The following is a 22,687-nucleotide window of genomic DNA, read 5'->3' as shown; positions in this document are numbered from 1 at the left end:
GAGTCCGGTACAATACCGGCTCCACACCAGCCAACAGGCTATCTAATATTGACTCTAACTTTTAGGGTGCACATCAATGCAGCATGCATACAGGTTTTTTTATTCATAGGACAAGTCGAGCCTTGTCAATTCCTCTGCTTCTTCCCGTCTGACGACGAGTTTGTCTTTCCCATTTTCAACGAATACGACAGCAGGTCTGCCGAAACGATTATAATTGTTTGCCATCGCATAGCCGTATGCTCCCGTACTGAATACGGCAAGCAAGTCCCCTGCCTCCACTTTCGGCAAATCAATATCCCAAATCAGCATATCGCCGGATTCGCAGCATTTTCCAGCGATGGAGACTGTTTCAACAGGCAGCTCATCCGCGCGGTTGGCGACTTTAGCTTCATAGACAGCTTTATAAAGCGCTGGGCGTAGATTGTCAGTCATCCCTCCGTCGACAGCAACATATTTGCGTACTCCCGGAATTTCTTTGACAGATCCGATTCTATACAGAGTGACCGCTGCATTACCCACGATCGATCTGCCAGGTTCGATCCAGATCTCCGGCATGTCGATTGCCGCTTTTTCTGCTTCGGCTTTGATTCGCTCTACCAATGCATAGATATAATCAGACAACGGAAGCGGCTCGTCATTTTCCGTATAACGAATGCCAAATCCGCCTCCTACATTGAGTACGGATGGTTCAAAGTTATAATCCCTCTGCCAGGATTTGATAAGCTCGAACAGTCTGTCCACTGCCATCAGGAATCCATCAGTCTCGAAAATCTGTGAACCGATATGGCAATGCAGCCCTTTCATTCTGATCACTTCGCTGTCCTTCACGTGAAGGAACGCTTTTTCTGCTTGACCGTTGGCAATATCGAAACCGAACTTGGAATCCTCATTGCCTGTCAAAATATAGTCATGTGTATGTGCTTCAATACCAGGTGTTACGCGCAAAAGGACATCCATCTGCTTCCCTTGTTCATTGAGCACTTCTTCCAATAAAGCAATTTCATGGAAGTTATCTACAACCACACAGCCGATATCATGTTCCACAGCCATGGAAAGTTCTTCATAACTCTTATTATTGCCATGCAGATGGATCTTCTCCGTCGGAAAACCCGCTTTCAAAGCAGTATGCAGTTCTCCTCGCGAGACAACATCCAAGGACAGTCTTTCCTGCTTTGCCACCTGCAGCATGGCGACGGATGAAAAAGCCTTGCTGGCATATGCGACCTGCGCTTTGACTCCCAATGCCTCGAATGCTTCGACAAATGCCTTGGCATTTTTACGGATGATACCGACATCATATACGAATAGTGGCGTACCATATTTCTTAGCAAGTGTGACGGCATCCACTCCGCCGATTTCCAGAACATGCTGATCATTTATTACAAAAGGGTGCTGCATATACTATTACCTCCAAACAACGTCTTCATCGGATCGGCATAAACAAAAGCCCAACTTTTCCGCATAGGAAGAAGATGAGCTTTCGCCTCACACGCTACACTACCCGAACTGTCATAAAAAATAGATAGAGTAAACGTACCATATTCTTATTTTTCTAGCAACTAAGAATTCGGCATTCTTGTCTTGTCCGGAGAATTAGTGATAGTCGGACGATATTTAGCCAACGGAACTGGTGTACGATAAATGGTTTCCCTGAGGGCCTTCATATTGAAAGGAATGAATGGCCACATGTACGGTGTATTGAGTGATTTTGTCCCGGCAAGAAACAGGATGGCAAGCGTAATGCTTATGACAAATCCCGGGATACCGAATATTGCTGTTGCAATCAAAAAGAATAACCGCGAGATCTTATTCGATACACTAAGCTCAAAGCTTGGTGTAACAAAGGAACCGACAGCAGAAACTGCCACATAAAGGATGACCTCAGGTGTGAACAATCCAACGTTTATGGCTATTTCACCAATCAGGATGGCAGCAATAAGACCCATTGCCGTCGAAAGTGGTGTAGGCGTATGGATAGCAGCTAATCGGAGGAATTCAATTCCCAGATCAGCTAAAAGGATCTGAAGGAATAACGGAATATGTCCCCCTCCCTTATTCGGTCCGATAAAGTCGATTGTATCCGGCAGCAGTTCAGGCTGGACAGTGACTAAATACCAAAAAGGCATTAGGAACAAAGATACAAAAATGCCCACGAGACGGACCAAACGGATGAACGAACCAGGCCCCGGCGACTCCCGATACTCTTCGGCGTGCTGCAAATGAGAAAAGTAAGTTGCCGGAGTGATGATGACACTAGGTGAGGTGTCGACAATAATCAGTACATGACCCTCCAAAAGATGGGCGGCCCCAATATCGGGTCTTTCCGTATATCTGACAAGGGGGAAGGGCCTGATTCCTTGTTTTACCAGAAACTCCTCGACTGATTTATCGGACATCGGCAATCCATCGATTTCGATTTCTTTCAATTCCTTTTTGATGAGTTTCACTAAATTAGGGTCAGCGACATCCTGTATATACGCAATGCATATATCTGTCTTGGATCTTTCCCCTACTTGCATCATTTCCAGGCGGAGCCGCTCATCCCGGATTCTCCGGCGCGTCAGAGCAGTGTTTATGATGATATTTTCCGTATAACCATCACGCGGACCGCGAATGACTTTCTCTGTGTCCGGCTCCTCGGGCTGTCTGCCCGGATAAGACCTTGTATCGACAACAAAAGCAAAATCACAGCCATCGATGAAAACGACGATCAATCCGGATAAGAATTGATCGACAGTGTCATCAATGCTTTCTGTCCTCCTCACTTGCATGTGCACTAGACGGTTTTCGATGATTTCAGGGACTTTGTTTACATTCCTCTCGTCATCATTGATGCTCATTAATTTCGACAGTACACGCTGGACGACTTCAGCATCCGCAAGACCGGTTGTATAGTAGATTTCCACACGCTTCTTGAGAATGATCAGAGTGCGGTGACCAACATCGAAGGAGACACCGACGCCGACTCGTTCTTTCATGAAATCATTCACTTCATCAATCTTTGTCGGGATCGGCGTTTTCTGTTCTTCAGCCATTTCGGCTTCCCTCCCTTTCAAGGATGATACGGAGCGCTTGTTCAGTAATCGGGGAGCCAAGTTCGATTGCGTCTTTCCCATGCATCTTACCGATATCTCCGATGGCGATCACTAGCGGGATATCCAATTGATCCAGCAAATAAACGGTATCTCCGTTGATGCGGCCGAACTCCTCGGTGATGACGCCTTCCTTATCCACACCGAATGGCTGCAGTTCTCCATCCTGATCGATCGAGAAGCTGACCCGGCTCCATTCCCGGTTCTGTGTATGTGCTGCTACTGCCAAAGCACCTATCACATCAATTTCCGGATCATCTGCAATGGCAAGCAGCAGCTTTTCGCCATTGCCGATGCCAGGTACACCGCCATCGTCTAGCAGAACGTATACCGGTTCATCATCTGCAGCATGAATGGCATCTTTCATCGATTGAGCGTCGATGGTCATTGGATTATCCGCTAAATAAGAAAGCGATGTGCCGCCGAGGATTTCGGCAAGATAATCGATCGTCCGCTTGGCATAAGCGTCTCCGTCTGTAATAAGAATAACTTTCTTCATGAAGGGGTCATCCCTTTGGTTTAAAGAATACCGAGACTAGAAACCCAAACAGGATAGCAGCTGCTATTCCGGCGGATGTCAGCTGGAACATCCCGAGTGCTATGCCCCAAAATCCATGCTTATCGGCTTGTTCCATCGCGCCATGAAGCAAGGAATGGCCAAAGCTTGTAATCGGAACCGAAGCACCTGCACCCGCAAAGGAAATCAAGTTATCATACAAGTCGAATCCATCAAGCACGCATCCAGCCACGACAAATGTACTCATGACATGGCCTGCATCCAGTTTGGCCACATCCAAAAGCAGCTGACCGACAACACAGATCAGGCCGCCTATGACAAATGCCCAGAAATAATCCATGCTTATCCCTCCTCCCTTACGAGCACGACACCATGTGCAATAGCTGGAATGGATTCCTTCTGACGGATTACTGTCGGGTTCATCAAAGCACCCGTCGCCGTAACCAATATTCGTTTATAGGTACCCTTTCGCATCTCATCCAGAAGATGGGCATACGTCACGATAGCGGAACAGGCTGTTCCACTGCCGCCTGCCAGCATTCCCTGATCCTGGTTGTAAAGCAAATTGCCGCAATCTTTATGTACGGCATCAATGTTGATTCCATCACTGCGGAGCATATCTTTGAGGATCGGTGAACCGATGCTCGACAAGTCCCCTGTCACGATCAAGTCATAATCAGCAGGCGTACGGCCAAAATCGCTCAAATGCCGTTTGATTGTGTCATAAGCTGCTGGAACCATCGCACTTCCAAGATCAAATGCATTTGTGGCACCGAAATCAACTACCTTGCCGATTGTTGCGCCTTCTATCCGAATCTGGCTCTTTTCCCGGCTGACTAGTGCACATCCAGCTCCAGTCGCTGTACTAGTCGCTGTAGCTGGCTTTTGGTTGCCATATTCGGTCGGGAAACGGAATTGCCTTTCCGCTGTTGCATTATGACTGCAAACAGCTGTCAAAACTCGCTCTGCCGCTCCGGAATCGATCAACTGGGATGCTATTGCCAATGTCTCCATGCTTGTGGAGCAGGCACCGAACATCCCGAGGTAAGACATATCCAAATCGCGTGCCGTATAATTGGCACTAACGTTCTGATTCAATAGATCGCCAGCAATGAACATATCGATATGCTGCGGCTTCAGACCAGCTTTCTTCAATGTTATTTGTATCGAGTCTTGCAATAGTTTCCTTTCAGCCATTTCCCAGTTATCTTCCCCGCAGTACAGGTTGTCGTAAGATTTATCAAAAGAGCTCCCTAAAGGGCCCTTCCCTTCCTTCGGCCCGACACTGGTTCCTGTTTCCTGGATATAAACCCGCTGATTCAATGTCCAGGACTGCTTACCCATTTTGACCATTTCCTTACCCTCCGATCAGCTGGTTGAATATATACCGGATGATGCCGACGATATAAGCCGACGTAACCCCGAATACAATGACACTGCCAGCTAGTTTGAACATATTGGACCCGACCCCGAGTACATAACCTTCCGATTTGTATTCCAAAGCAGCACTAGTCACCGCATTGGCGAACCCGGTCACTGGTACTGCTGATCCCGCTCCGGCAAATTGAGCGATGCGGTCATATACCCCTATCCCGGTCAATAGTGCAGAAAGCAGGATCAATGTCGTGACAGTCGGTGTTCCTGCTTCCTGCTGCGTCATATCGAAAACTTGCATATAAAACTTGGTGAGCAGTTCTCCAATCAGGCAGATGAGACCGCCGACAAAGAAAGCTTTCAAACAGTTTTTGACGTATGGGACTTTGGGATAATACGTTTTTGCTGTGTCAGTATAATTTTCTTTTTTGAACTTGGAATCCATGATGTCACCTCTTTGATTAATAAGAAAATAAAAGCCATTGGAACAAAGATCCAGTAATCTTTCCAAGGACGATTGCCATGAAGAACCAGATTAAACTTCCATCCAGCCCGATCCGGCGGGTCAGAATCGGGAAAACATTCAAAACTTCTGTCAAAGCGGCAGCGAGCATGCCGACGAATATGCCATGCAAGAGACCCCAGAGAGCAATCCATAAAATCGGCGCATGGAAATGGAAATAATGGAAAGAGAGAATAGTTCCGGCGCAGGCGCCGGCAGTTACACCTGCTTCATAAGAGAGAAGGAACCGATGTGTCTTGCTCAGCTGCACCAGTCTCGGAATGATGCCAAGTACTGTAAGAAAAGCAACAAAACCTGCACCTGTTGCTAGCCCCGCACTAAGGCCGATCAGCACTTCAGCTATGGCGATCCACATGCTGCTGTTCCAAATCATTTTCGTGATAAGCTACATACACATCCATATCACGCTGATATTTATGCATTTCCACTTCCAGCGGACTCGGTTCCTCATTCAACCGTTTTTTGAATACATGGTTGAAAAAGAGGATCATGCCTACTCCAATGCCGATACTGTATGGAATTTGCAGCCATAGCGGATGCAATAGTCTTTCTCCCGTCAAAAGAAAATGTATTTGCTGCTGCACCGGCTCCATGCTGACATCAAAATGAAAATTCATGATCGTCATGGCAGATCCGATGAACAAAAGCAGCCAGATGAGAATCACAAGCGGCCATACAGTTCTTTTTGTCGAATGCTCGACATGAACGATCGTCTGTTCGGCACCTATCAACTGCAGCTCATGCTCCGGGAACAGCTTCATCAGCTGCTGAAAGACCGAAAAGCAATCCAGGACAACTATATTGCTGTCTTTCTCGCTGATCCTGTAAATGACGGTGTCGAGCATTCGCTCCTTATGCTCCCCTGCATTTGCGATATGTGCAATGTCCTTGAGTTTGATGATGGACATTGGGGCAGTTTTTATTTTCCGAATGAACCGGATATATACGATAGCTGGCATGCATATACACCTCTCCTATGAAGAAGGCTTTCTGTCCTTAGTATGGGAAAAGCACCAGAAAACATGCTGGTAATTCCAGCCAACAAAAAAAGCCTCTGCACGATGTGCAAAAGCTATTTTTCAAGCTGCTCCTTGATGGCAGCCAATATTTTTTTCTCGAGCCGTGAGACCTGGACTTGAGAGATGCCGAGCCGTTCGGAAACCTCGGATTGCGTCTGATCCTTATAAAACCGTAAATACACAATGAGCCGTTCCCTTTCTCCAAGAGACTGGATTGCTTCCTGCAAGGCAAGCTTATCGAACCAATTATTATCCTGTTCAGCAATCTGGTCAAGCAAGGTTATCGGATCACCATCATTTTCGAAAACAGTCTCATGAATGGAGTGCGGCAGTTTGGCAGCCTCCTCCGCATGGATGATTTCCTCCGGTGACAGCTCCAGTTCCTTGGCAATCTCTTGAATAGTCGGGACCCGATTCAGCAGTTTGGTCATTTCCTCTTTTTTCTTCCTTACCTTGTTTGCTGTCTCTTTCAGCGACCGGCTGACCTTCAAGCTGCCATCGTCCCGGATGAAACGCTGGATTTCGCCGATGATCATCGGTACTGCATAAGTGGAGAAGCGTACGTCATATGCCAGATCGAATTTATCGATCGACTTGATCAACCCGATACAGCCGATTTGGAACAGGTCATCAGGTTCATAGCCTCGGTTTATGAAACGCTGGACGACTGACCAAACGAGCCGTACATTTCGTTCGACAAGGATATCCCTTGCCTCTTTATCTCCATTCTGACTTAACTGGATGTATGTTTTCACTTGCTTATCGGTCAATTGTTCCTTTGCCTTCTGCTGTTTCAAATATACATCCATCAGCCCCACCTACTGACTCATGGCTTTGCTTGAGTTGAACTGCTTATTCATCGTCACGGTTGTGCCTTCCCCTTCTGCTGAATGCACATACACATCATCCATGAAATTTTCCATGATCGTAAAACCCATACCGGATCGTTCCATATCCGGCTTGGAGGTAAAGAGCGGCTCCATTGCCTGTTCAATATCCGGAATGCCGACGCCTTCATCCTGAATAATCAGTTCCACTTCATCATCTGACAGTGTGCAAATAATCGTAATCATTTGATCCGGATCTGAATTATAACCATGGATGATGGCATTCGTCACCGCTTCGGATACAACTGTCTTGATTTCGGTCAGCTCGTCCATAGTCGGATCAAGCTGAGAAACGAAGGACGCTACCGTCACACGGGCAAAAGCTTCGTTTCGGCTTTGGCTAGAAAAGGCAAACCGCATCATATTCGTGTTCATGATAATACCACCCCGAAAGTTTCCAGCGCATAGCGCTCATTTTCTTCAAAACGGATGATCTTGAAAAGACCTGACAATTGAAACAGTCTATCCACAGCCGGTGTCAGGCTGCAGACGACCATTTCCCGCCCTTCTGCTTTCAGTTCTTTATATCTGCCAAGAATGACACCCAGACCAGAACTATCCATGAATGAAAGAGATTCCAGGTTCAGGACCATATGCTTGATGCCAGGCTGCTGCAGGGCAAGCTGCCAGCTTTCCTTCAATTCGCTCGCTGTGTGATGATCGAGCTCCCCATTGAGACGTGCCAGCAAGATGGATTCCTTCAATTCATAATCAACTGTCAACCCCATAGCTTTTCTCCTCCTTTATCTGCTTATAGATTTCTGCAGAAAAAGGCGAATACCTTTCAGGTGACAAAAATAGAAGAAACCCGCAAGTGTTTGTCAGGATCAGTGGAATTTCACCATATCATCGAAGCTGCGTTTGATCAGCAGCCAATAACTGGCCTTCGGAAGATCCTCTTTCATGATTACCGGTGTGGAAGAAATTAGCTTGCCATCAGCTTTCACTTCCAGCACACCTACTTGTTCGCCGGCTTTGAGCGGTAAGGAAAGCTCAGATTGATAGATGACTTTCGTCGACAATTCACCAAGCTTTTCCCCTTTTTTGACAAGCAGGGACACAGGTTCAGCAGTAACGACTGGAACATCTTTATTACGTGCTTTCAGCATATCAAGCTTGGCAACGGTTTGATCCTGTTTATACAGCTGTTTTATCGTATATTGATTAAAACCATAATCCAGCAGCCGGGATACTTCGTTATTGCGCTGCTTTGGTGTTTCAGCACCCATTACGACAGCGACCACCCGCATACCATCCTTTTTGGCAGTGGCCGTCAGACAATATCTGGCTTCTTTCGTAAACCCGGTTTTTAAACCATCGACTCCAGGATAGAATTTTACCAGCTTATTTGTATTGACAAGCCAGAATGGATCATCAGAATCCTTACGCAGATAATCCTCATAAATGCTTGTGAACTCGGTTATTTCTTCATGTTCAAGCAAAGCCCTGGCCATCAGCGCCATATCTTTGGCAGTCGAGTAGTGATCAGCTGCAGGCAAGCCGGTTGCATTTTGGAATTTTGTATGGGAAAGTCCAAGTTCCCTTGCCTTCTCATTCATTTTTTTCACAAATGCATCTTCTGTTCCAGCAATCTTCTCAGCCAATGCCACACTTGCATCATTACCAGATGCAACAGCTATCCCTTTCAGCAAGTCTTTCACCGTCATTTCCTCCCCGGGCTCAAGGAAGATTTGCGACCCGCCCATGCTGGCTGCATACTCACTCGCTCTGACCTTCTCGTCGTACCTTAGCGTACCAGCATCGATTTCCTCCATGATTAAAAGCATGGTCATGATTTTTGTCATACTGGCTGGCGGAAGTTCTTCTTCCATATTCTCTCCCGCCAAAACTTTTCCCGTATCACGTTCGATCAATATCGATGATTTAGCTGTCTCCTCCTCCTGTTTTTCAGCAAAAGCTTGCGGCGGCACCACTCCAAGACTGATTACAAAAGCAATCAGCAAACTGATTAGACTCATTTTTCTCATTGTAAAATTCCTCCGTTTACGGTAATACAGTTAGAATCTCCCAAATGAGTCGATTTATTAATAAATTTGTACATTAAAAAAGCAGCCCTTTAAAGGACTGCTTTGGATTCAGGAAATGACGTCGTAAATCAGCTGCATTTTTTCAGGCAGGGCGGCATCGATTGTATAGGATCCCAAGACTTTATTCAAGGAGTCTTTAGCCTTTGCATCGCGTGCGTGCAAGATAGCGATCGTTTCGCCTTGCGCTACTGCATCTCCTTGCTTTTTCTTCAATGTGATCCCGACAGCATGATCGATATCATCATCTTTCGTCGCACGGCCTGCACCTAAGTACATGGCCGCTGTTCCGATTCCTTCTGCATCGATGCTGTGCACATAACCTGCAGCAGGAGCTTTTACTTCAATATGATGATCCGCCTGTGGAAGAAGTTCTGGGTTATCGACAAGAGCTGTATCTCCGCCCTGTGCACCAATGAACGTACGGAAAGCTGCCAGCGCAGTACCATTATCCAAGCATTCCTCCAAGTGCGCACGTGCTTCTTCGTAGCTGGAGAATTTATCCGCCAGTAACGCCATATGGGTTGCTAGCTCAACAGAGATCTCCCGCAGATCCGTTATTTTCTCACCGCTCAATACTTGGATCGCTTCTTTTACTTCGTTGCTGTTTCCAACTTCATATCCAAGCGGCTGATTCATGTCGGTAATGACGGCAACAGTCTGGCGGCCGAGATTTTTACCGATTTTGACCATCGTCTCAGCCAATTTTTTGGATTCATCCAACGATTTCATGAAAGCGCCAGAACCTGTTTTTACATCAAGTACGATCGCTTCTGCACCAGAAGCTAGCTTTTTGCTCATGATGGAGCTTGCGATAAGCGGAATCGTGTTGACGGTGCCGGTTACGTCACGCAATGCATATAGTTTCTTATCTGCCGGTGCAAGATTCCCAGTCTGACCTGCTACCGCAAGTTTATTTTCATTTACCAGACCCATGAACTGCTCACGGCTCAGGTCAATCGAGAATCCTTGGAAAGATTCAAGTTTATCCAACGTTCCGCCTGTGTGGCCGAGGCCGCGGCCGGACATTTTCGCAACAGGGATACCGATTGCCGCAACGAGCGGACCCGTGATCAAGGTGATTTTATCTCCTACTCCGCCTGTGCTGTGTTTATCGACTTTCTTGCCTTCGATGCTGCTGAGGTCGAATGTCTCCCCGGAGACGGCCATTTCCTCTGTCAGCCAAGCTGTCTCTTCTTCTGTCATACCATTGAAATAGATCGTCATCAAGAAGGCAGATGCCTGATAATCCGGGATATCCCCTTTCGTATAACCTTGGACGAAGAATGAAATCTCCTCTTTGGAAAGCGTACCGCCATCCCTTTTCTTCGTGATTAAATCAACCATTCTCATTACCGTTCACCTGCTTTATTTTATTGGGAGCTGTTTGACGATTTCTTTTACGAAACGCAGAAAATCTTCCCTTACCTTGCTTGTCGTCTCCATCACTTCATCATGTGTCAGCGGCTGATCAAGAATGCCAGCTGCCATGTTGGAAATACAAGAGATTCCGAGAACATCCATTTTAGCATGACTGGCAACGATGACTTCCGGAACCGTCGACATGCCGACAGCGTCTCCTCCCCAATTTCGAAGCATCCGGACTTCGGCACCTGTTTCATAGGAAGGACCCGTATTGCCTACATAAACGCCTTCTTTGACACCCAAACCGAGTTTAACTGCTACATCGCGAGCATAGCCTAGAAGCTCTTTGCTGTAGACAGAAGACATATCCGGGAAACGAGCTCCCAATTCTCCATCATTTGGTCCGATAAGCGGATTTGTGCCCATATTATTTATATGGTCGGTGATCAGCATCAAATCGCCGGGATTGAAGCTTTCATTGATACCGCCAGCAGCATTGGTGACAATCAGTGTCTGCACGCCAAGTGCTTTCATGACTCGAACAGGCAGTGTCACAAGCTCCATCGGATATCCTTCATAAAAATGGAAACGTCCTTGCATGGCAATGACTTGCTTTCCTTCCAGCGTCCCGATGACCAGCTGTCCTTTATGCCCGCTGACAGTCGATACCGGGAAGCCTGGGATATCCCCATACGGTACAATGGTCGTTTCTGTAATCTCGTCGGCCAATACGCCCAGTCCTGATCCAAGAATCAAACCTATTTTCGGTTCGGCAGTCAATTTCTCTTTGATATAGTCTGCTGCCTGTTTGATCGCTTCTGCCTGCATGTTCATTTCCCCTTTATCAATGCTTGTAAAAAGCTTGTTCCGTGTTCTGGTTTCTCGATGCCGAAATTATCGGCAATAGTAGCTGCAATATCGGCAAAGGTATTCCGCAATGGAAGCTCTTCCCCTTGCTCGATACCGGTATGGTAAGCAATCAACGGCACATATTCGCGTGTGTGATCCGTCCCAGGAGCTACAGGATCGTTGCCATGATCAGCTGTGATCAGCAGTAAATCGTCTTCCTTCAGCTTATCAAGCACTTCCGGGAGACGTTTGTCATAATCCTCCAGTGCCTGTGCATATCCTTCAGGATCACGACGGTGTCCGTATTTCGCATCGAAATCGACCAAGTTGAGGAAACTGATACCAGTGAAATCCTCATCCATGCTCTTCACAATTTTCGTCATACCATCTTCATTATCCTTCGTACGAACCGCTTTTGTCACACCTTCACCATCGTAGATATCGGAAATCTTCCCTAATGCGATGACATCGAAATTTGCATCCTGCAAGCTGTTCATCGTCGTTCTGCCGAATGGTTTCAATGCATAATCATGGCGGTTCGATGTACGTTCGAACGCACCTGGTTTCCCTACGAATGGACGAGCGATGATACGTCCCACCATATAAGGATCGTCCAATGTCAGCTCACGAGCGATTTCACAGATTTTATACAACTCGTCGAGCGGGATGATGTCTTCATGAGCTGCGATCTGAAGTACGGAATCAGCTGATGTATAAACGATCATATCACCGGATTCCATATGCTGCTGGCCAAGTTCATCCAATATTTCCGTACCGGAAGCTGGTTTATTTCCGATGATACCGCGTCCAGTCCGCTGCTTCAGTTCATCCAGCAATGCATCCGGGAATCCATCTGGGAACGTGCGGAAAGGCTGGTCGATACGGAGACCCATGATTTCCCAGTGACCCGTCATTGTATCTTTTCCGTTTGATGCTTCCTGCATTTTTGTGTAAAAAGCTTTCGGCTGAGCTGCAGCCTGTATACCTTCCACTTCCCTGATGTTGCCAAGGCCCAGGGATGCCATATTCGGCATTTTCAGTCCTTTTCGATAAGAAGCGATATGACCCAGGGTATCGGCCCCTTTATCGCCAAAAGCTTCCGCATCGGGAGCCTCCCCAATGCCGACAGAATCCATTACTATAAGAAATACGCGTTTAAAATCCAAAGTTGAATGCCTCCTAATCTATGACTTTAGGCCCGAGGATGATGCGTCTTGTAAATATCCTTCAGCCTTGTTTTGGTCACATGGGTGTAAATCTGTGTCGTGCTGATATCGGCATGCCCAAGCATTTCCTGGACAGCACGCAAATCAGCCCCATTCTCCAACAGATGCGTCGCAAACGAATGACGCAGCGTGTGTGGGGTTATTTCCTTTTGTATCCCGGCATCACGTGCTATTTGTTTCAGTACTTTCCAAAAACCTTGGCGCGATAGTGGGTTCCCGTGGTGATTGACAAATAAAATATCACTGGCTTTGGACTTCAGCAGCTGTTTGCGGGACCTATTCATATAGTCCTCCAGCCGTGCCTTTGCCATATCCCCAAGCGGAACGATGCGTTCTTTCGATCCTTTTCCGAAACAGCGGACAAAGCCCATCTCCAAATGAAGGTCATCCAGTTCCAACGCCAAGAGCTCTGATACGCGCAATCCCGTTGCGTACAGAGTTTCCAGCATGGCTCGGTTCCGGATCGTCAGCATGTCGGTTCCCGGGCAAGTCAGCAGCTTGTCCACTTCATCAGATGAAAGGATCTTCGGCAGCTTACGTTCTTTCTTTGGTGTGTCGATATGTATGCTCGGATCTTCCTTCAGTCCATATTCCCTCAGCAGGAACTGATGGAAGAGTCGGATGCTGGACAATGTCCGTGCAATGGTGGCAGCTGACTTACCATCATCGTGCAGCCATCGTAAATAAGCAGTCAGTTTGGCACGGGTGACATGTGCCCACTCACGTACTTCGTTTTCCTGGAGATATCTTGCATATGTACGCAGATCCCGGGCGTAGGATTGAAGTGTATTCTCCGAAAGGCCCCGTTCAATCTGCAAATAATGGATAAAGTCATCCAATGCTTCTTGCATGTACCCTACTCCCCTAACCGGAAAAATAACGTCATCCTATCCACTAAGCTTTCCTGTTCCATCGCTGCCACTTTCACTGCATTTCCCTCTGGCGGGTCGTAGCGGTGATAGCTCTCGTATTCACTATGGATGAACCGCAAACCGAAATAAAAGAATGCAGAGCAAGCGACAAATACGAGCAAAAGCTTACCGGTGTCGAAGATGAATCGTTTCATGTACACTTCTCCTTTCCCTGACTTGTCTTTGTAACAGACTATGCCAAAGAAAGCGAAAATTATACGTACAGGATAACGTTACCTCATTCCCGTTGTTTTGTAAAATGGTTAGTGAAACGAAAGAAAGCCTTTTCCATCTACTTGGAAAGGCTTCGTTTGCTTATGATGTTCGATTCACCTGAACGGCAGCTGCTTCGAGTTGTCCTTCCTTCTCACTGGCCTGACAGACACGGCAGATACCATGGAAGGTAAGGCGGTGATCCTTCACTTTGAATCCCCAATCACTCTGGACGATTTTTTCGACATCCTCCAGCAAGTCCTCATCAATCTCCTCGACAGATCCGCATTCCATGCAGACAAGATGGTGATGGAAGTGCGTGGCGCCTTCTTTTCGAAGGTCGTAGCGGGAAACGCCGTCCCCAAAGTTTATTTTATCAACGATTTTCAGTTCTGATAATAATTCCAGTGTCCGGTAAACAGTAGCCAAGCCGATTTCCGGTGCTTTTTCCTTTACGAGGAGGTAGACGTCTTCAGCGCTTAAATGGTCCTCTTCTCGCTCCAGCAGCACACGTACCGTTGCTTCCCGCTGCGGTGTCAGCTTGTAGCTCTGCGCATGTAATTGCTTCTTTATGCGTTCAATGCGGTGTTCCAAGTGAATTCCTCCCTCGTAATCCCACACTCATTATATACCGATTACGAAAAAAGTGTCAAATTATAATTATTATAAATAGCTAATTATAATCATTCTTAATAAAACATTTACAGCAAATCATTCACAAGCATGGAAAGGAGCGGGTTCGCAACAAAAGTTTCAATCAATGTGGCTGCGGCTGATCCGACAATAAGCATCAAGAAGATGGTACTGTATTGGAAAAAATAGCGTCTTAATGATAATGGGGACCGCTTGGCGATCAGTTTGCGCAATAGCGTCACAGAAAACAGCATCGCACTTGTTCCGGCAATCAGATAAAGCGGTATGATCACAAGATTTTGCGGTGCCACAGATGCTGCTGCCAGCATAAGTCCCTTCCAGCCGAGCTGATTGACGAGGAATCCTACACTGAATCCCATCATCAGCCCTTTGCTGAACAGCAGCATCCATATGATCGGTATGCCGATGATGGATAGACCGAGAATATATAGAAACAACAGGAACTTAAGATGAGCGAGGAAACTCGACTGGAGAATCTCCTGCTTGCTGATTGCTTGCCCTTGCTGAAGCTGAGCGAAAAACCGTTCCAAGTAATAAAAAAGATCTTCTTTCTGCGTGAAATTCATGCTGTTGACAACGACTGCCCCGAAAATGATTCCGATCAGGAATAAAACAAGCATGAACAAGTAGCTTGTCGCATGCTGTTTCAGATGATGAATAAGAATAAACTCCCGCTGCTTCATCTTATCTTCCTCCGTATTCTAGTCTAGTTACTAGAATCTATGACGGAAGCTTGTCTAGTAGAACTGTTACTTTCCTATCCTTTCAATCGCAGGTGAAGCAAGGCGTACATCGTTTTCGCATCATGGATCCGTTCTTCGGCCACGAGTGCTTCCGCTTCTTCCAAAGTCAACTCCATCAGTTCGACGAATTCATCCTCATCGCCAGCAATTCTTTCAGGTAAAAGTTCGATGTCATCCGCTTCGTATACATGAAGCAATTCGTCGGCAAAACCTGGGGAAGTGTAAAACGAACCTAGCTTCTTCAGCTTCTTAGTTGTATAGCCTGTCTCTTCCTCAAGCTCCCTCACGGCGGTCACTTCCGGAGCTTCACCAGGTTCCAGCTTCCCTGCAGGGATTTCGATGATCGATTTTTCCAGTGCTTTCCGGTATTGCTCGACAAATATGATTTTACCTTCCTTCGTTATCGGTATGATTGCCACTGCACCGGGGTGCTTGATCAATTCCCGTTTGGAAGTATTCCCGTCTGGCAAGGACACAGTGTCCACCCTCAACGAAATGACCTTGCCATCATAAATGGAAGATGTCTCTATCGTTTTTTCTTCGAATTTTTTCATTATGTACACTCCTTTATTTCGCTACTTCCATCTTACCACAGGTCGGCTGGGACACATAAGTTGTCTGTTGATCTGCTTACGCTTACACTGAGAAGGTAGAATATTAAGGAAGGTGGGATTAAGCAATGCAGAAAAGACGTGTAGGCAGTTCCGATCTTTATGTTTCCGAAATATCCCTCGGGACGATGAGCATCGGAACAGATGAGCAGCAAGGTATCCGGCTGCTGCATGAAGCGCAAGATCTTGGCATCAATTACTTTGATACAGCCGATTTATATGATCAAGGAAAAAATGAAGAAATTGTCGGAAAAGCTTTTAAAGGTCGAAGAGATAAAGTGATTCTCGCCAGCAAAGTCGGTAACAGGCTGGATCCTGACGGAGAGGCATGGCATTGGGATGCAAGCAAGGAATATATCGTATCACAAATTAAGGAAAGCCTCCGCAGACTGCAAACAGATTACTTGGATCTCTATCAGCTCCATGGCGGAACAATGGAAGACAATATCGAAGAAACGATCGATGCCTTTGAAACATTGAAAAAAGAGGGTTTGATCCGCTATTACGGTATCTCCTCCATTCGCCCGAATGTCATCCGTGAATATATAAAGCGGTCCAATATCGTCAGCGTCATGATGCAGTACAGTTTGCTGGACAGAAGACCAGAGGAGGAAACACTTGATCTGCTGGCTGAAAACAATATCAGCGTATTTGCACGCGGTAGCGTGGCCAAAGGCATGTTGAGTGACACGGCAAGCGAAAAAGTGAAGCAAAAAGGTGCAGCTGGCTATCTTTCCCACACCTATGAAGAACTACTGGCAGTCAGGGAAAAGCTTGGTGTCTTGGCTCATCAGGAGCAGACTTCCGCTACCTCCTTAGCCGTGCGCTACGTGCTGCAGCATCCGGCTTTGGCTAGTGCCGTAATGGGAGCAAGTTCTTTGGAGCAGGTTAACGAAAATGCCACGCTTTCTGGTGATCATCTTTCAGAGGCAGTTTACGAAAAACTCAAGCAAATTACCCGTCCGATTCAATATGAAAATCACAGATAAAGGAAAAGCGGAAGTCAGCAGGAATCTCCCCTGCCAGCTTCCGCATTTTTATCGAGAAAATCAGTATGTGTCAAATGTGCTTGCGGTATCAATGCATTCAAGAATCCTTCTTTACTGGAAAGACGGAACACATTATTGCTGAAATCGAGTTTCACCTCTTCAGCAAAGAACACTTCTTGCTGTACGTTCACTAACGCTGGAATCGTCTCGCTTTCAACCTTTATATCACGCGCACGCGGTTCCTCCGCCAGCCTCACTGTCGGAATTCCATTCAATTTACAGCCAATTCCAACCGTGTCGTAATATAAAACGATATAACGATGCGCCTCATCCTGTAATGCTTGTATTTTTTCCAAAGCCGTTTCTGTTATCGTCAATTTCATATTGCCTTCCTCCTTCATTTCTTGCTCAGCTGACTGCCTAGCAGTTTCTCAGCCAATCCAGGCATAAGCTGATACAGTTTGCTGCCAATGCCCATCCAGAGCGGCATATTTATCTCACGCTTGTTTTTTCCAACACTTGCGATAACTCTATGTGCCACCTTTTCTGGCTGCAGCATATAATTGGCACTTGCTTGCCGATAACGCCCGCTTGGATCAGCTGTGTCAAAAAAGTTCGTATCCATCGGTCCCAAGTTCACGGTTGTCACTATGATCCCATGCGGTTTCAGTTCTTGCCGCAGACCATTGCTGAAACCGATGATTGCATGTTTACTCGCCCCATAGACCGCCGCTTTCGGAGTGGCTACTTTCCCAGCCATCGATCCGATCATGATCACATGCCCTGTTCCGTGCGCCAGCATTCCTGGAATGATGGCTGCTGCTGCTTCCATAGCTGCCAAGGAATTGACACGCATCGTCGTTTCCACCTGATGTGCTTCTGTATCAGCAAAATGACGGAAATAACCGACACCTGCATTGTTGATCAATACATCGATACGTTGATTCTCCCGCACGATGCGCTGCAGGGCAGCACGCCATTCCTTCGAATCACTCAAGTCTGCACGATATACAAAAACATCGACTTGAAAACGGTCGTTAAGCTCGGCAGCCAGCTGCTTCAGCTTTTCTTCGGATCTTGCCGCAAGCACCAATCGATAGCCACTAGCTGCTGCTTCTGCAGCCAATTTACGTCCAAGTCCGCTTGAGGCTCCGGTAATCAACATGGTTTTTTTGTTTACTTCCATATGCTGTACCTCTTTCTGTTTACCCATCTGCAGCAATGATTATGTACGGAATGCAAATTGGATGGCCTTTTCCATCAAGTCGGGCAGCTTGCCAAAACTATAGGTCACTTCCAGGCGTTCTGTCCACTGATGTGCATCTTTTCCATACGGTCCCAAATGCAAAACTGGCATTTGTAAACCTTCCATTAAGTCAGCCGGCAGCGTAAAACCTTTTTGCTGCAGCGGCATATTCTGTATTAGATCCTGTATCGCCGTCTGGGAAGTCGGCTTTCCGATGAAGCTGGAATCTGACAGACCTGGGAAGAACTGAACCTCTGTCAATTCCTCTGCAAAGCTATTCTTTGCTTCTGACTGGATGTCAGCAATCAATCGGCGTACATATGGATTTTTCTTGGAAGAGACGGCAGGATAAAAAGGCGGACTGTAAAACAGGACGATGATGGGCGCCAAGTCGTGGCACATGCTCACCAGCTCCTTGACAAGCTTCGTGGAGAAATCCCGATCCCCTTCCTTCCTCGTCGTCACGAGCCGATTCTGTCTCCTTTCGACCTCGGACTTTCCGAACCGTTTGACAGCATACGCATAAAGTTCTTCATAAGACATAGTTTTAATTTTGAAAGATGTCGAATGAAAATAATTCGTTTTTACAGCAGACAATGAAGCTTTATGCTGATAATGGCTTTCGATGTTTCGGGCCGCCCGCTCCATTGCCTGCTTCAATTTCAAGTTGATTTCCTGGATTGATTGTTCCAGAAATAAAACATTGTACATGGTAACTGCCGAAACAGGAGTCTGCACGGAATACGTCTCTTTCAAATCCCGCAGCATGAGGCTTACCGGCGGCGGTGTCACTTCCCCTTCAACTTCTTCAATGAAGGATTCCTGCAATTCCAGCTCCTGCGACAGGTAACTGATCATCAAATTGGCATTGAGGCCTCCGAAAGGTTCTCCGACATGTGTTTCCTTGCCATAGCAGAAAAATCCGGGCAGCACTTTACCAATCGACCCGCTGTACAGATAATTACCGGTATCACCTGGGTATTTGCTGAACACAGGTTCCCCGTTCAAGCATAATTTATATACCAGGTCTTCATTTTCCTGCAGCTGCTGCAAAACCTCGAGAGCACGCAGCATACCGGCAGAATTCACTTCTTCATCCGGTACGGTCAACAATAGGATATTGCCATCGAATGCACCATCCATCGCACGCTCAAGCATGGATAGATGGATTGCCAGGCCAGCTTTCATATCCATCGTTCCCCTGCCGAAAAGCCATTCTCCTTGCTGGATTTCGCTTTTGATCTGTGCAGGCAGCTCCACGTCGCCATTGTGATAGGCAGCAGTCAGGTCATGCACTTTGGTGGCAAGATGCTGGAAGGTGCCGAAGTCCTCCGTCCCGACGACATCAAAATGACTCAGCAGGATGATGGTATCTTTTTTATCAGTTTTCTTTACGAATGCCGTAAGAAGCTGACGGCCGTCCTTCAGCGGATGGAGCTTCAAGTGATCCGGGCAGCGCTGGAAGTAGGTTTTTTGTTCAAGGAGCGTATAAATATGTTCCGGAAACCGAATTTCTTCAGGAGAGCCCGTGATGCTCCCGATTTCCACAAGCTCTGCCAGCAATGCGATCAATTCATCCTTCGTTTGCCATTGTTTCATGCATGCACGTCCTTTCAAATTGACTTTTGCTTTATTTTCTCGCACAATTCAACTATACGTCCAAGTTCGGGGTGAAACCATGTCTACCAAAATATTTGCACATCGCGGTGCCAGTAAATATGCACCTGAAAATACGATGGCCGCTTTCCGGCTGGCAGAATTGATGCAGGCTGACGGGATCGAAACCGATGTGCAGCTGACGAAAGACCAAGTACCTGTCATCATTCATGACGAAAGCATCAATCGCACGACGAATAAACGCGGATTGGTGCGAAAACTTACATACGAAGAATTGTGCCAAGCAGATGCTGGCGCCTGGTTCTCCCGTGACTATGCCGGTGAGAAAATCATTTCACTAGATGTGTTTCTGCGATGGATAAAAAAGACCCCTATGCTTCTCAATCTGGAACTGAAAACGAATAAGTATCCATACCCGGGTATCGAGGAGATCGTCTTACAGCGCCTTTGGGATCATGGGATGAAAGACAGGACGACCATATCAAGCTTTAACGCAGACACCATCCGCCGTATATCTGATCTGGATGGTGATATTGATACAGGCTTTCTCACATCAAGACGGCCCCGTCAGCTTTTCTCTTTGTTGGAAGAAATCGGAGCGAATGCCTTACACCCGAAATATCGTTTGCTGAACAAGAAACTGATTCAGGAGTGCAAGCAGCATCACGTGCCTATTCGGGTATATACAGTCAATCAGCCAGTTTTTATACTGCGTGCTCTTGAAGCAAATTGTGATGTTATCATCTCGGATGTGCCGGATCGGGCACTGGAATTGCAAAAGGGTTATATCACTAGTTAATCAAACAATCGGAGGTCCTACAATGGCTACACCTAAATTATTTCAACCTATCACGTACAAAGATTGCACCTTGAAAAATCGCATTGTCGTTTCCCCGATGTGTATGTATGCCGTCGAAGAAAAAGACGGCAAAGCCACACCTTTCCATATCACCCATTACGAAAGCCGAGCAATCGGACAAGCTGGACTTGTATTCGTGGAATCCACTGCAGTCACACCGGAAGGAAGGATTTCCGATCAGGATCTTGGCATCTGGTCGGATGAACAAGTCGAAGGACTTCGGACTATCAGCGGCAGAATTCAAGCACACGGTGCCAAAAGCGGCATCCAGCTCGGACATGCCGGCCGAAAATCAAAAGCCCAAAATCCGATTATCGCGCCGAGCAATTTGCCATGGGATGAGGAATCTGCCGCTCCGGAAGCTTTGACAGAAGATAAAATAAACGATTTGGTCGACGCCTATCAAAAGGCAGCCAGCCGCGCCAAGGAAGCGGGATTCGATGTGATTGAGATTCATGCAGCCCATGGCTATCTGATCAATCAATTTCTCTCCCCGCTGACGAATAAGCGAATCGATGCTTATGGCGGTGCACGCGAAAACCGTTATCGCTTCTTGCGCGAAGTGCTTGATGGAGTGAAACAAGTGTGGGACGGTCCTTTATTTGTCCGTATTTCAGCAGAAGAATACGCTGAAGGCGGTAATGTTATCAATGATTTCATTTATTACAGCATCGAAATGAAGCGGCAAGGGGTCGATTTGATTGACTGCAGTACAGGCGGTGTCGTACCTCAAGGCCCGTCTGCTGTCTACCCGGGCTATCAAGTTGTCCATGCGGAACGAATCCGCAAGCATGGCCTTGTCGATACTGCAGCTGTAGGATTGATTACAAATGGTCAAATGGCCGAGGAGATTTTGCAAAATGAACGTGCCGACCTTGTCTTTGTCGCGCGTGCCATGCTGCGGAACCCATATTGGCCGCTCGAAGCAGCCGACCAGCTGAACTATAGATTGAAAGCGCCGGTCCCATACAAGCGGGGCTGGTAACTGCAGGAGGCTTTTATTATGGAATTACATTTTCTTGGGACAGGTGCCGGTCTGCCATCCAAAGATCGGAACGTAACGAGTATCTGTCTGTCGATGCCGCAGGAGCGGCAGGCGGTCTGGATGTTCGATTGCGGCGAGGCGACGCAGCATCAGCTGCTCCATTCCCCGCTCAAACCCGGCAAGATTGAAAAAATCTTCATCACACATCTGCATGGAGATCATATTTATGGGCTACCCGGCCTGCTATCCACTCGCTCTTTTCAGCAATCTGAATTGCAGCTGGAAGTTTACGGTCCGCAGGGTATCAAGGAATTCATCGAGGTCTCGCTGCGTGTCAGCGGAAGTCACGTGGCAAACTCCCTCATCATCCATGAAATAGAACCTGGACGCATTTATGAGGATGAAGGCTGGGCTATCCAAGCGGTGCAGCTATCCCATGGCATTCCCTGTTTCGGTTATATCGTGGAAGAAAAAGCTACCCTTGGTGAACTGAAAGTGGAGAAGCTCAGACAGATGGGCATAGCTCCAGGGCCGATTTACCGCCAGATCAAGAACCAAGAAGTAACGGAACTGCCGGATGGGCGGCTAATCAGAAGATCGGATGTAGTCGGGTCGGACAAGCCCGGCAGAAAAATTGCCATACTAGGTGACACAACCTATCTTCCGGAACTAAAGGGCGATATAGAAAGTGCGGATATCCTCGTACACGAAGCAACCTTTTCCGCTGATGAACCAGAAATGGCGAAAGCCTACGGACATTCCACGGCTGTACAAGCAGCTAACTTAGCGAAAGATGCGAATGTGAAAAGATTAATATTGACGCATATTTCAGCTCGCTATCATCAGGAGGAAGCAAATATCCTGGTCGAGCAAGCCCGGAACGTTTTCCCCGAAACAGAACTGGCAGAAGATATGCGCGTTTTTGAAGTACAAAAAAATAGCAGCGATTCCTGAGAATCGCT

At 47.0% G+C, this 22,687-nt stretch carries 27 protein-coding genes; 4 read left to right on the top strand and 23 right to left on the bottom strand.

The annotated features are described in order from the left end of the window. Positions 1-99: 99 nt before the first annotated feature. The 20 genes from lysA to AB1K91_RS14865 all read right to left on the bottom strand — a co-directional run bounded on the left by lysA (position 100) and on the right by AB1K91_RS14865 (position 15,972). Complete coding sequence (gene lysA / locus AB1K91_RS14960) at positions 100-1,398, bottom strand: diaminopimelate decarboxylase (protein WP_413090905.1); 1,299 nt, start codon at positions 1,396-1,398, stop codon at positions 100-102. 161 nt (positions 1,399-1,559) lie between these two features. Next, positions 1,560-3,035 carry a spore germination protein gene (locus AB1K91_RS14955; protein ID WP_413090903.1) on the bottom strand — a complete coding sequence of 492 codons (1,476 nt, stop codon included), beginning with the start codon at positions 3,033-3,035 and terminating at the stop codon, positions 1,560-1,562. Then, positions 3,028-3,591 (bottom strand): stage V sporulation protein SpoVABEA, encoded by a 564-nt coding sequence (spoVAEA, locus tag AB1K91_RS14950; RefSeq protein ID WP_413090901.1) that lies wholly within the window; start codon positions 3,589-3,591, stop codon positions 3,028-3,030. Before spoVAEA ends, AB1K91_RS14955 begins: the two co-directional genes overlap by 8 nt. Positions 3,592-3,598: 7 nt before the next feature. Next, positions 3,599-3,949, bottom strand: coding sequence for a stage V sporulation protein AE (spoVAE, locus tag AB1K91_RS14945; RefSeq protein ID WP_413090899.1), 351 nt, complete (start codon positions 3,947-3,949; stop codon positions 3,599-3,601). A 2-nt stretch (positions 3,950-3,951) separates the two neighbouring features. Continuing rightward, positions 3,952-4,962 (bottom strand): stage V sporulation protein AD, encoded by a 1,011-nt coding sequence (gene spoVAD / locus AB1K91_RS14940; RefSeq protein WP_413090897.1) that lies wholly within the window; start codon positions 4,960-4,962, stop codon positions 3,952-3,954. Between the two features lie 4 nt (positions 4,963-4,966). Continuing rightward, positions 4,967-5,428: a stage V sporulation protein AC gene (spoVAC, locus tag AB1K91_RS14935; protein WP_413090895.1), complete on the bottom strand. Its 462-nt coding sequence runs from the start codon at positions 5,426-5,428 to the stop codon at positions 4,967-4,969. Between the two features lie 16 nt (positions 5,429-5,444). Next, on the bottom strand, positions 5,445-5,861 hold the full coding sequence (locus AB1K91_RS14930; protein WP_170829738.1) for a stage V sporulation protein AB: 417 nt from the start codon (positions 5,859-5,861) through the stop codon (positions 5,445-5,447). Further along, positions 5,842-6,465 (bottom strand): stage V sporulation protein AA, encoded by a 624-nt coding sequence (locus AB1K91_RS14925; protein WP_413090893.1) that lies wholly within the window; start codon positions 6,463-6,465, stop codon positions 5,842-5,844. The genes AB1K91_RS14930 and AB1K91_RS14925 overlap by 20 nt, the downstream gene beginning before the upstream one ends. 113 nt (positions 6,466-6,578) lie before the next feature. Beyond that, positions 6,579-7,334: an RNA polymerase sporulation sigma factor SigF gene (gene sigF / locus AB1K91_RS14920; protein WP_413090892.1), complete on the bottom strand. Its 756-nt coding sequence runs from the start codon at positions 7,332-7,334 to the stop codon at positions 6,579-6,581. A gap of 9 nt (positions 7,335-7,343) precedes the next feature. Beyond that, positions 7,344-7,787: an anti-sigma F factor gene (gene spoIIAB, locus AB1K91_RS14915; protein ID WP_413090890.1), complete on the bottom strand. Its 444-nt coding sequence runs from the start codon at positions 7,785-7,787 to the stop codon at positions 7,344-7,346. Further along, positions 7,784-8,140, bottom strand: a complete 357-nt coding sequence (gene spoIIAA / locus AB1K91_RS14910; protein WP_093728299.1) for an anti-sigma F factor antagonist — start codon at positions 8,138-8,140, stop codon at positions 7,784-7,786. The genes spoIIAB and spoIIAA overlap by 4 nt, the downstream gene beginning before the upstream one ends. A 99-nt stretch (positions 8,141-8,239) precedes the next feature. Further along, positions 8,240-9,400 carry a D-alanyl-D-alanine carboxypeptidase family protein gene (locus AB1K91_RS14905; protein ID WP_413090887.1) on the bottom strand — a complete coding sequence of 387 codons (1,161 nt, stop codon included), beginning with the start codon at positions 9,398-9,400 and terminating at the stop codon, positions 8,240-8,242. A gap of 108 nt (positions 9,401-9,508) precedes the next feature. Then, positions 9,509-10,810 (bottom strand): pyrimidine-nucleoside phosphorylase, encoded by a 1,302-nt coding sequence (locus tag AB1K91_RS14900; protein ID WP_413090885.1) that lies wholly within the window; start codon positions 10,808-10,810, stop codon positions 9,509-9,511. 15 nt (positions 10,811-10,825) lie between these two features. Beyond that, positions 10,826-11,650, bottom strand: a complete 825-nt coding sequence (locus AB1K91_RS14895; protein WP_413090884.1) for a purine-nucleoside phosphorylase — start codon at positions 11,648-11,650, stop codon at positions 10,826-10,828. A gap of 2 nt (positions 11,651-11,652) precedes the next feature. Next, the gene (deoB, locus tag AB1K91_RS14890) at positions 11,653-12,837 is read right to left on the bottom strand and encodes a phosphopentomutase (protein ID WP_413090882.1); all 1,185 of its coding nucleotides are present in this window, start codon (positions 12,835-12,837) and stop codon (positions 11,653-11,655) included. A gap of 26 nt (positions 12,838-12,863) precedes the next feature. Further along, on the bottom strand, positions 12,864-13,748 hold the full coding sequence (gene xerD, locus AB1K91_RS14885; RefSeq protein ID WP_413090880.1) for a site-specific tyrosine recombinase XerD: 885 nt from the start codon (positions 13,746-13,748) through the stop codon (positions 12,864-12,866). A 5-nt stretch (positions 13,749-13,753) separates the two neighbouring features. Continuing rightward, positions 13,754-13,963, bottom strand: coding sequence for a DUF4227 family protein (locus AB1K91_RS14880; protein ID WP_093728293.1), 210 nt, complete (start codon positions 13,961-13,963; stop codon positions 13,754-13,756). A gap of 160 nt (positions 13,964-14,123) precedes the next feature. Continuing rightward, complete coding sequence (gene fur, locus AB1K91_RS14875) at positions 14,124-14,615, bottom strand: ferric iron uptake transcriptional regulator (RefSeq protein WP_093728292.1); 492 nt, start codon at positions 14,613-14,615, stop codon at positions 14,124-14,126. Between the two features lie 107 nt (positions 14,616-14,722). After that, positions 14,723-15,358, bottom strand: coding sequence for a stage II sporulation protein M (gene spoIIM / locus AB1K91_RS14870; RefSeq protein ID WP_093728291.1), 636 nt, complete (start codon positions 15,356-15,358; stop codon positions 14,723-14,725). A gap of 74 nt (positions 15,359-15,432) precedes the next feature. Continuing rightward, on the bottom strand, positions 15,433-15,972 hold the full coding sequence (locus AB1K91_RS14865; protein WP_413090878.1) for an NUDIX hydrolase: 540 nt from the start codon (positions 15,970-15,972) through the stop codon (positions 15,433-15,435). Between the two features lie 125 nt (positions 15,973-16,097). On the opposite strand from AB1K91_RS14865, the gene AB1K91_RS14860 reads away from it, so the two are divergent. Beyond that, positions 16,098-17,018, top strand: a complete 921-nt coding sequence (locus tag AB1K91_RS14860) for an aldo/keto reductase (protein WP_413090876.1) — start codon at positions 16,098-16,100, stop codon at positions 17,016-17,018. Between the two features lie 14 nt (positions 17,019-17,032). Here the strand turns inward: AB1K91_RS14860 and AB1K91_RS14855 are convergent, their stop codons facing one another. Genes AB1K91_RS14855 through AB1K91_RS14845 form a run of 3 tightly spaced genes read right to left on the bottom strand, consistent with a single transcriptional unit; the run spans position 17,033 to position 19,863 of the window. Next, positions 17,033-17,401 carry an iron-sulfur cluster biosynthesis family protein gene (locus tag AB1K91_RS14855; protein WP_413090874.1) on the bottom strand — a complete coding sequence of 123 codons (369 nt, stop codon included), beginning with the start codon at positions 17,399-17,401 and terminating at the stop codon, positions 17,033-17,035. A gap of 14 nt (positions 17,402-17,415) precedes the next feature. Further along, positions 17,416-18,204: an SDR family NAD(P)-dependent oxidoreductase gene (locus AB1K91_RS14850; protein ID WP_413090873.1), complete on the bottom strand. Its 789-nt coding sequence runs from the start codon at positions 18,202-18,204 to the stop codon at positions 17,416-17,418. A gap of 39 nt (positions 18,205-18,243) precedes the next feature. Beyond that, complete coding sequence (locus AB1K91_RS14845; RefSeq protein WP_413090872.1) at positions 18,244-19,863, bottom strand: M20/M25/M40 family metallo-hydrolase; 1,620 nt, start codon at positions 19,861-19,863, stop codon at positions 18,244-18,246. A gap of 79 nt (positions 19,864-19,942) precedes the next feature. On the opposite strand from AB1K91_RS14845, the gene AB1K91_RS14840 reads away from it, so the two are divergent. From AB1K91_RS14840 to rnz, 3 genes are read left to right on the top strand one after another with little or no spacing between them, the layout of a single operon-like run. After that, entirely contained in the window at positions 19,943-20,680 is a 738-nt protein-coding gene (locus AB1K91_RS14840; protein WP_413090870.1) for a glycerophosphodiester phosphodiesterase, read from the top strand. A gap of 22 nt (positions 20,681-20,702) precedes the next feature. After that, positions 20,703-21,725, top strand: coding sequence for an NADPH dehydrogenase NamA (namA, locus tag AB1K91_RS14835; RefSeq protein WP_413090869.1), 1,023 nt, complete (start codon positions 20,703-20,705; stop codon positions 21,723-21,725). An 18-nt stretch (positions 21,726-21,743) separates the two neighbouring features. Next, positions 21,744-22,679, top strand: coding sequence for a ribonuclease Z (gene rnz, locus AB1K91_RS14830; protein WP_413090867.1), 936 nt, complete (start codon positions 21,744-21,746; stop codon positions 22,677-22,679). Positions 22,680-22,687 lie beyond the last annotated feature (8 nt).

The sequence above is a fragment of the Terribacillus jepli genome (assembly GCF_047228925.1).
Classification (GTDB): domain Bacteria; phylum Bacillota; class Bacilli; order Bacillales; family Amphibacillaceae; genus Terribacillus.
Note: the sequence above shows the minus strand (reverse complement) of the source record. Positions and strands in the feature narration are given on the sequence as shown.

What these genes read in the sequence shown, in the direction of transcription:
- AB1K91_RS14900 (WP_413090885.1), bottom strand. Translation starts at nt 10,810, where the DNA reads ATGAGAATGGTTGATTTAATCACGAAGAAAAGGGATGGCGGTACGCTT.
- spoVAE (WP_413090899.1), bottom strand. Translation starts at nt 3,949, where the DNA reads ATGGATTATTTCTGGGCATTTGTCATAGGCGGCCTGATCTGTGTTGTC.
- spoIIAB (WP_413090890.1), bottom strand. Translation starts at nt 7,787, where the DNA reads ATGAACACGAATATGATGCGGTTTGCCTTTTCTAGCCAAAGCCGAAAC.
- spoVAC (WP_413090895.1), bottom strand. Translation starts at nt 5,428, where the DNA reads ATGGATTCCAAGTTCAAAAAAGAAAATTATACTGACACAGCAAAAACG.
- rnz (WP_413090867.1), top strand. Translation starts at nt 21,744, where the DNA reads ATGGAATTACATTTTCTTGGGACAGGTGCCGGTCTGCCATCCAAAGAT.
- AB1K91_RS14855 (WP_413090874.1), bottom strand. Translation starts at nt 17,401, where the DNA reads ATGAAATTGACGATAACAGAAACGGCTTTGGAAAAAATACAAGCATTA.
- xerD (WP_413090880.1), bottom strand. Translation starts at nt 13,748, where the DNA reads ATGCAAGAAGCATTGGATGACTTTATCCATTATTTGCAGATTGAACGG.
- AB1K91_RS14930 (WP_170829738.1), bottom strand. Translation starts at nt 5,861, where the DNA reads ATGTGGATCGCCATAGCTGAAGTGCTGATCGGCCTTAGTGCGGGGCTA.
- spoIIM (WP_093728291.1), bottom strand. Translation starts at nt 15,358, where the DNA reads ATGAAGCAGCGGGAGTTTATTCTTATTCATCATCTGAAACAGCATGCG.
- AB1K91_RS14860 (WP_413090876.1), top strand. Translation starts at nt 16,098, where the DNA reads ATGCAGAAAAGACGTGTAGGCAGTTCCGATCTTTATGTTTCCGAAATA.
- spoVAEA (WP_413090901.1), bottom strand. Translation starts at nt 3,591, where the DNA reads ATGAAGAAAGTTATTCTTATTACAGACGGAGACGCTTATGCCAAGCGG.
- AB1K91_RS14905 (WP_413090887.1), bottom strand. Translation starts at nt 9,400, where the DNA reads ATGAGAAAAATGAGTCTAATCAGTTTGCTGATTGCTTTTGTAATCAGT.
- AB1K91_RS14865 (WP_413090878.1), bottom strand. Translation starts at nt 15,972, where the DNA reads ATGAAAAAATTCGAAGAAAAAACGATAGAGACATCTTCCATTTATGAT.
- AB1K91_RS14840 (WP_413090870.1), top strand. Translation starts at nt 19,943, where the DNA reads ATGTCTACCAAAATATTTGCACATCGCGGTGCCAGTAAATATGCACCT.
- AB1K91_RS14880 (WP_093728293.1), bottom strand. Translation starts at nt 13,963, where the DNA reads ATGAAACGATTCATCTTCGACACCGGTAAGCTTTTGCTCGTATTTGTC.
- AB1K91_RS14895 (WP_413090884.1), bottom strand. Translation starts at nt 11,650, where the DNA reads ATGCAGGCAGAAGCGATCAAACAGGCAGCAGACTATATCAAAGAGAAA.
- namA (WP_413090869.1), top strand. Translation starts at nt 20,703, where the DNA reads ATGGCTACACCTAAATTATTTCAACCTATCACGTACAAAGATTGCACC.
- AB1K91_RS14845 (WP_413090872.1), bottom strand. Translation starts at nt 19,863, where the DNA reads ATGAAACAATGGCAAACGAAGGATGAATTGATCGCATTGCTGGCAGAG.
- sigF (WP_413090892.1), bottom strand. Translation starts at nt 7,334, where the DNA reads ATGGATGTATATTTGAAACAGCAGAAGGCAAAGGAACAATTGACCGAT.
- lysA (WP_413090905.1), bottom strand. Translation starts at nt 1,398, where the DNA reads ATGCAGCACCCTTTTGTAATAAATGATCAGCATGTTCTGGAAATCGGC.
- AB1K91_RS14850 (WP_413090873.1), bottom strand. Translation starts at nt 18,204, where the DNA reads ATGGAAGTAAACAAAAAAACCATGTTGATTACCGGAGCCTCAAGCGGA.
- AB1K91_RS14925 (WP_413090893.1), bottom strand. Translation starts at nt 6,465, where the DNA reads ATGCCAGCTATCGTATATATCCGGTTCATTCGGAAAATAAAAACTGCC.
- spoVAD (WP_413090897.1), bottom strand. Translation starts at nt 4,962, where the DNA reads ATGGTCAAAATGGGTAAGCAGTCCTGGACATTGAATCAGCGGGTTTAT.
- AB1K91_RS14955 (WP_413090903.1), bottom strand. Translation starts at nt 3,035, where the DNA reads ATGGCTGAAGAACAGAAAACGCCGATCCCGACAAAGATTGATGAAGTG.
- spoIIAA (WP_093728299.1), bottom strand. Translation starts at nt 8,140, where the DNA reads ATGGGGTTGACAGTTGATTATGAATTGAAGGAATCCATCTTGCTGGCA.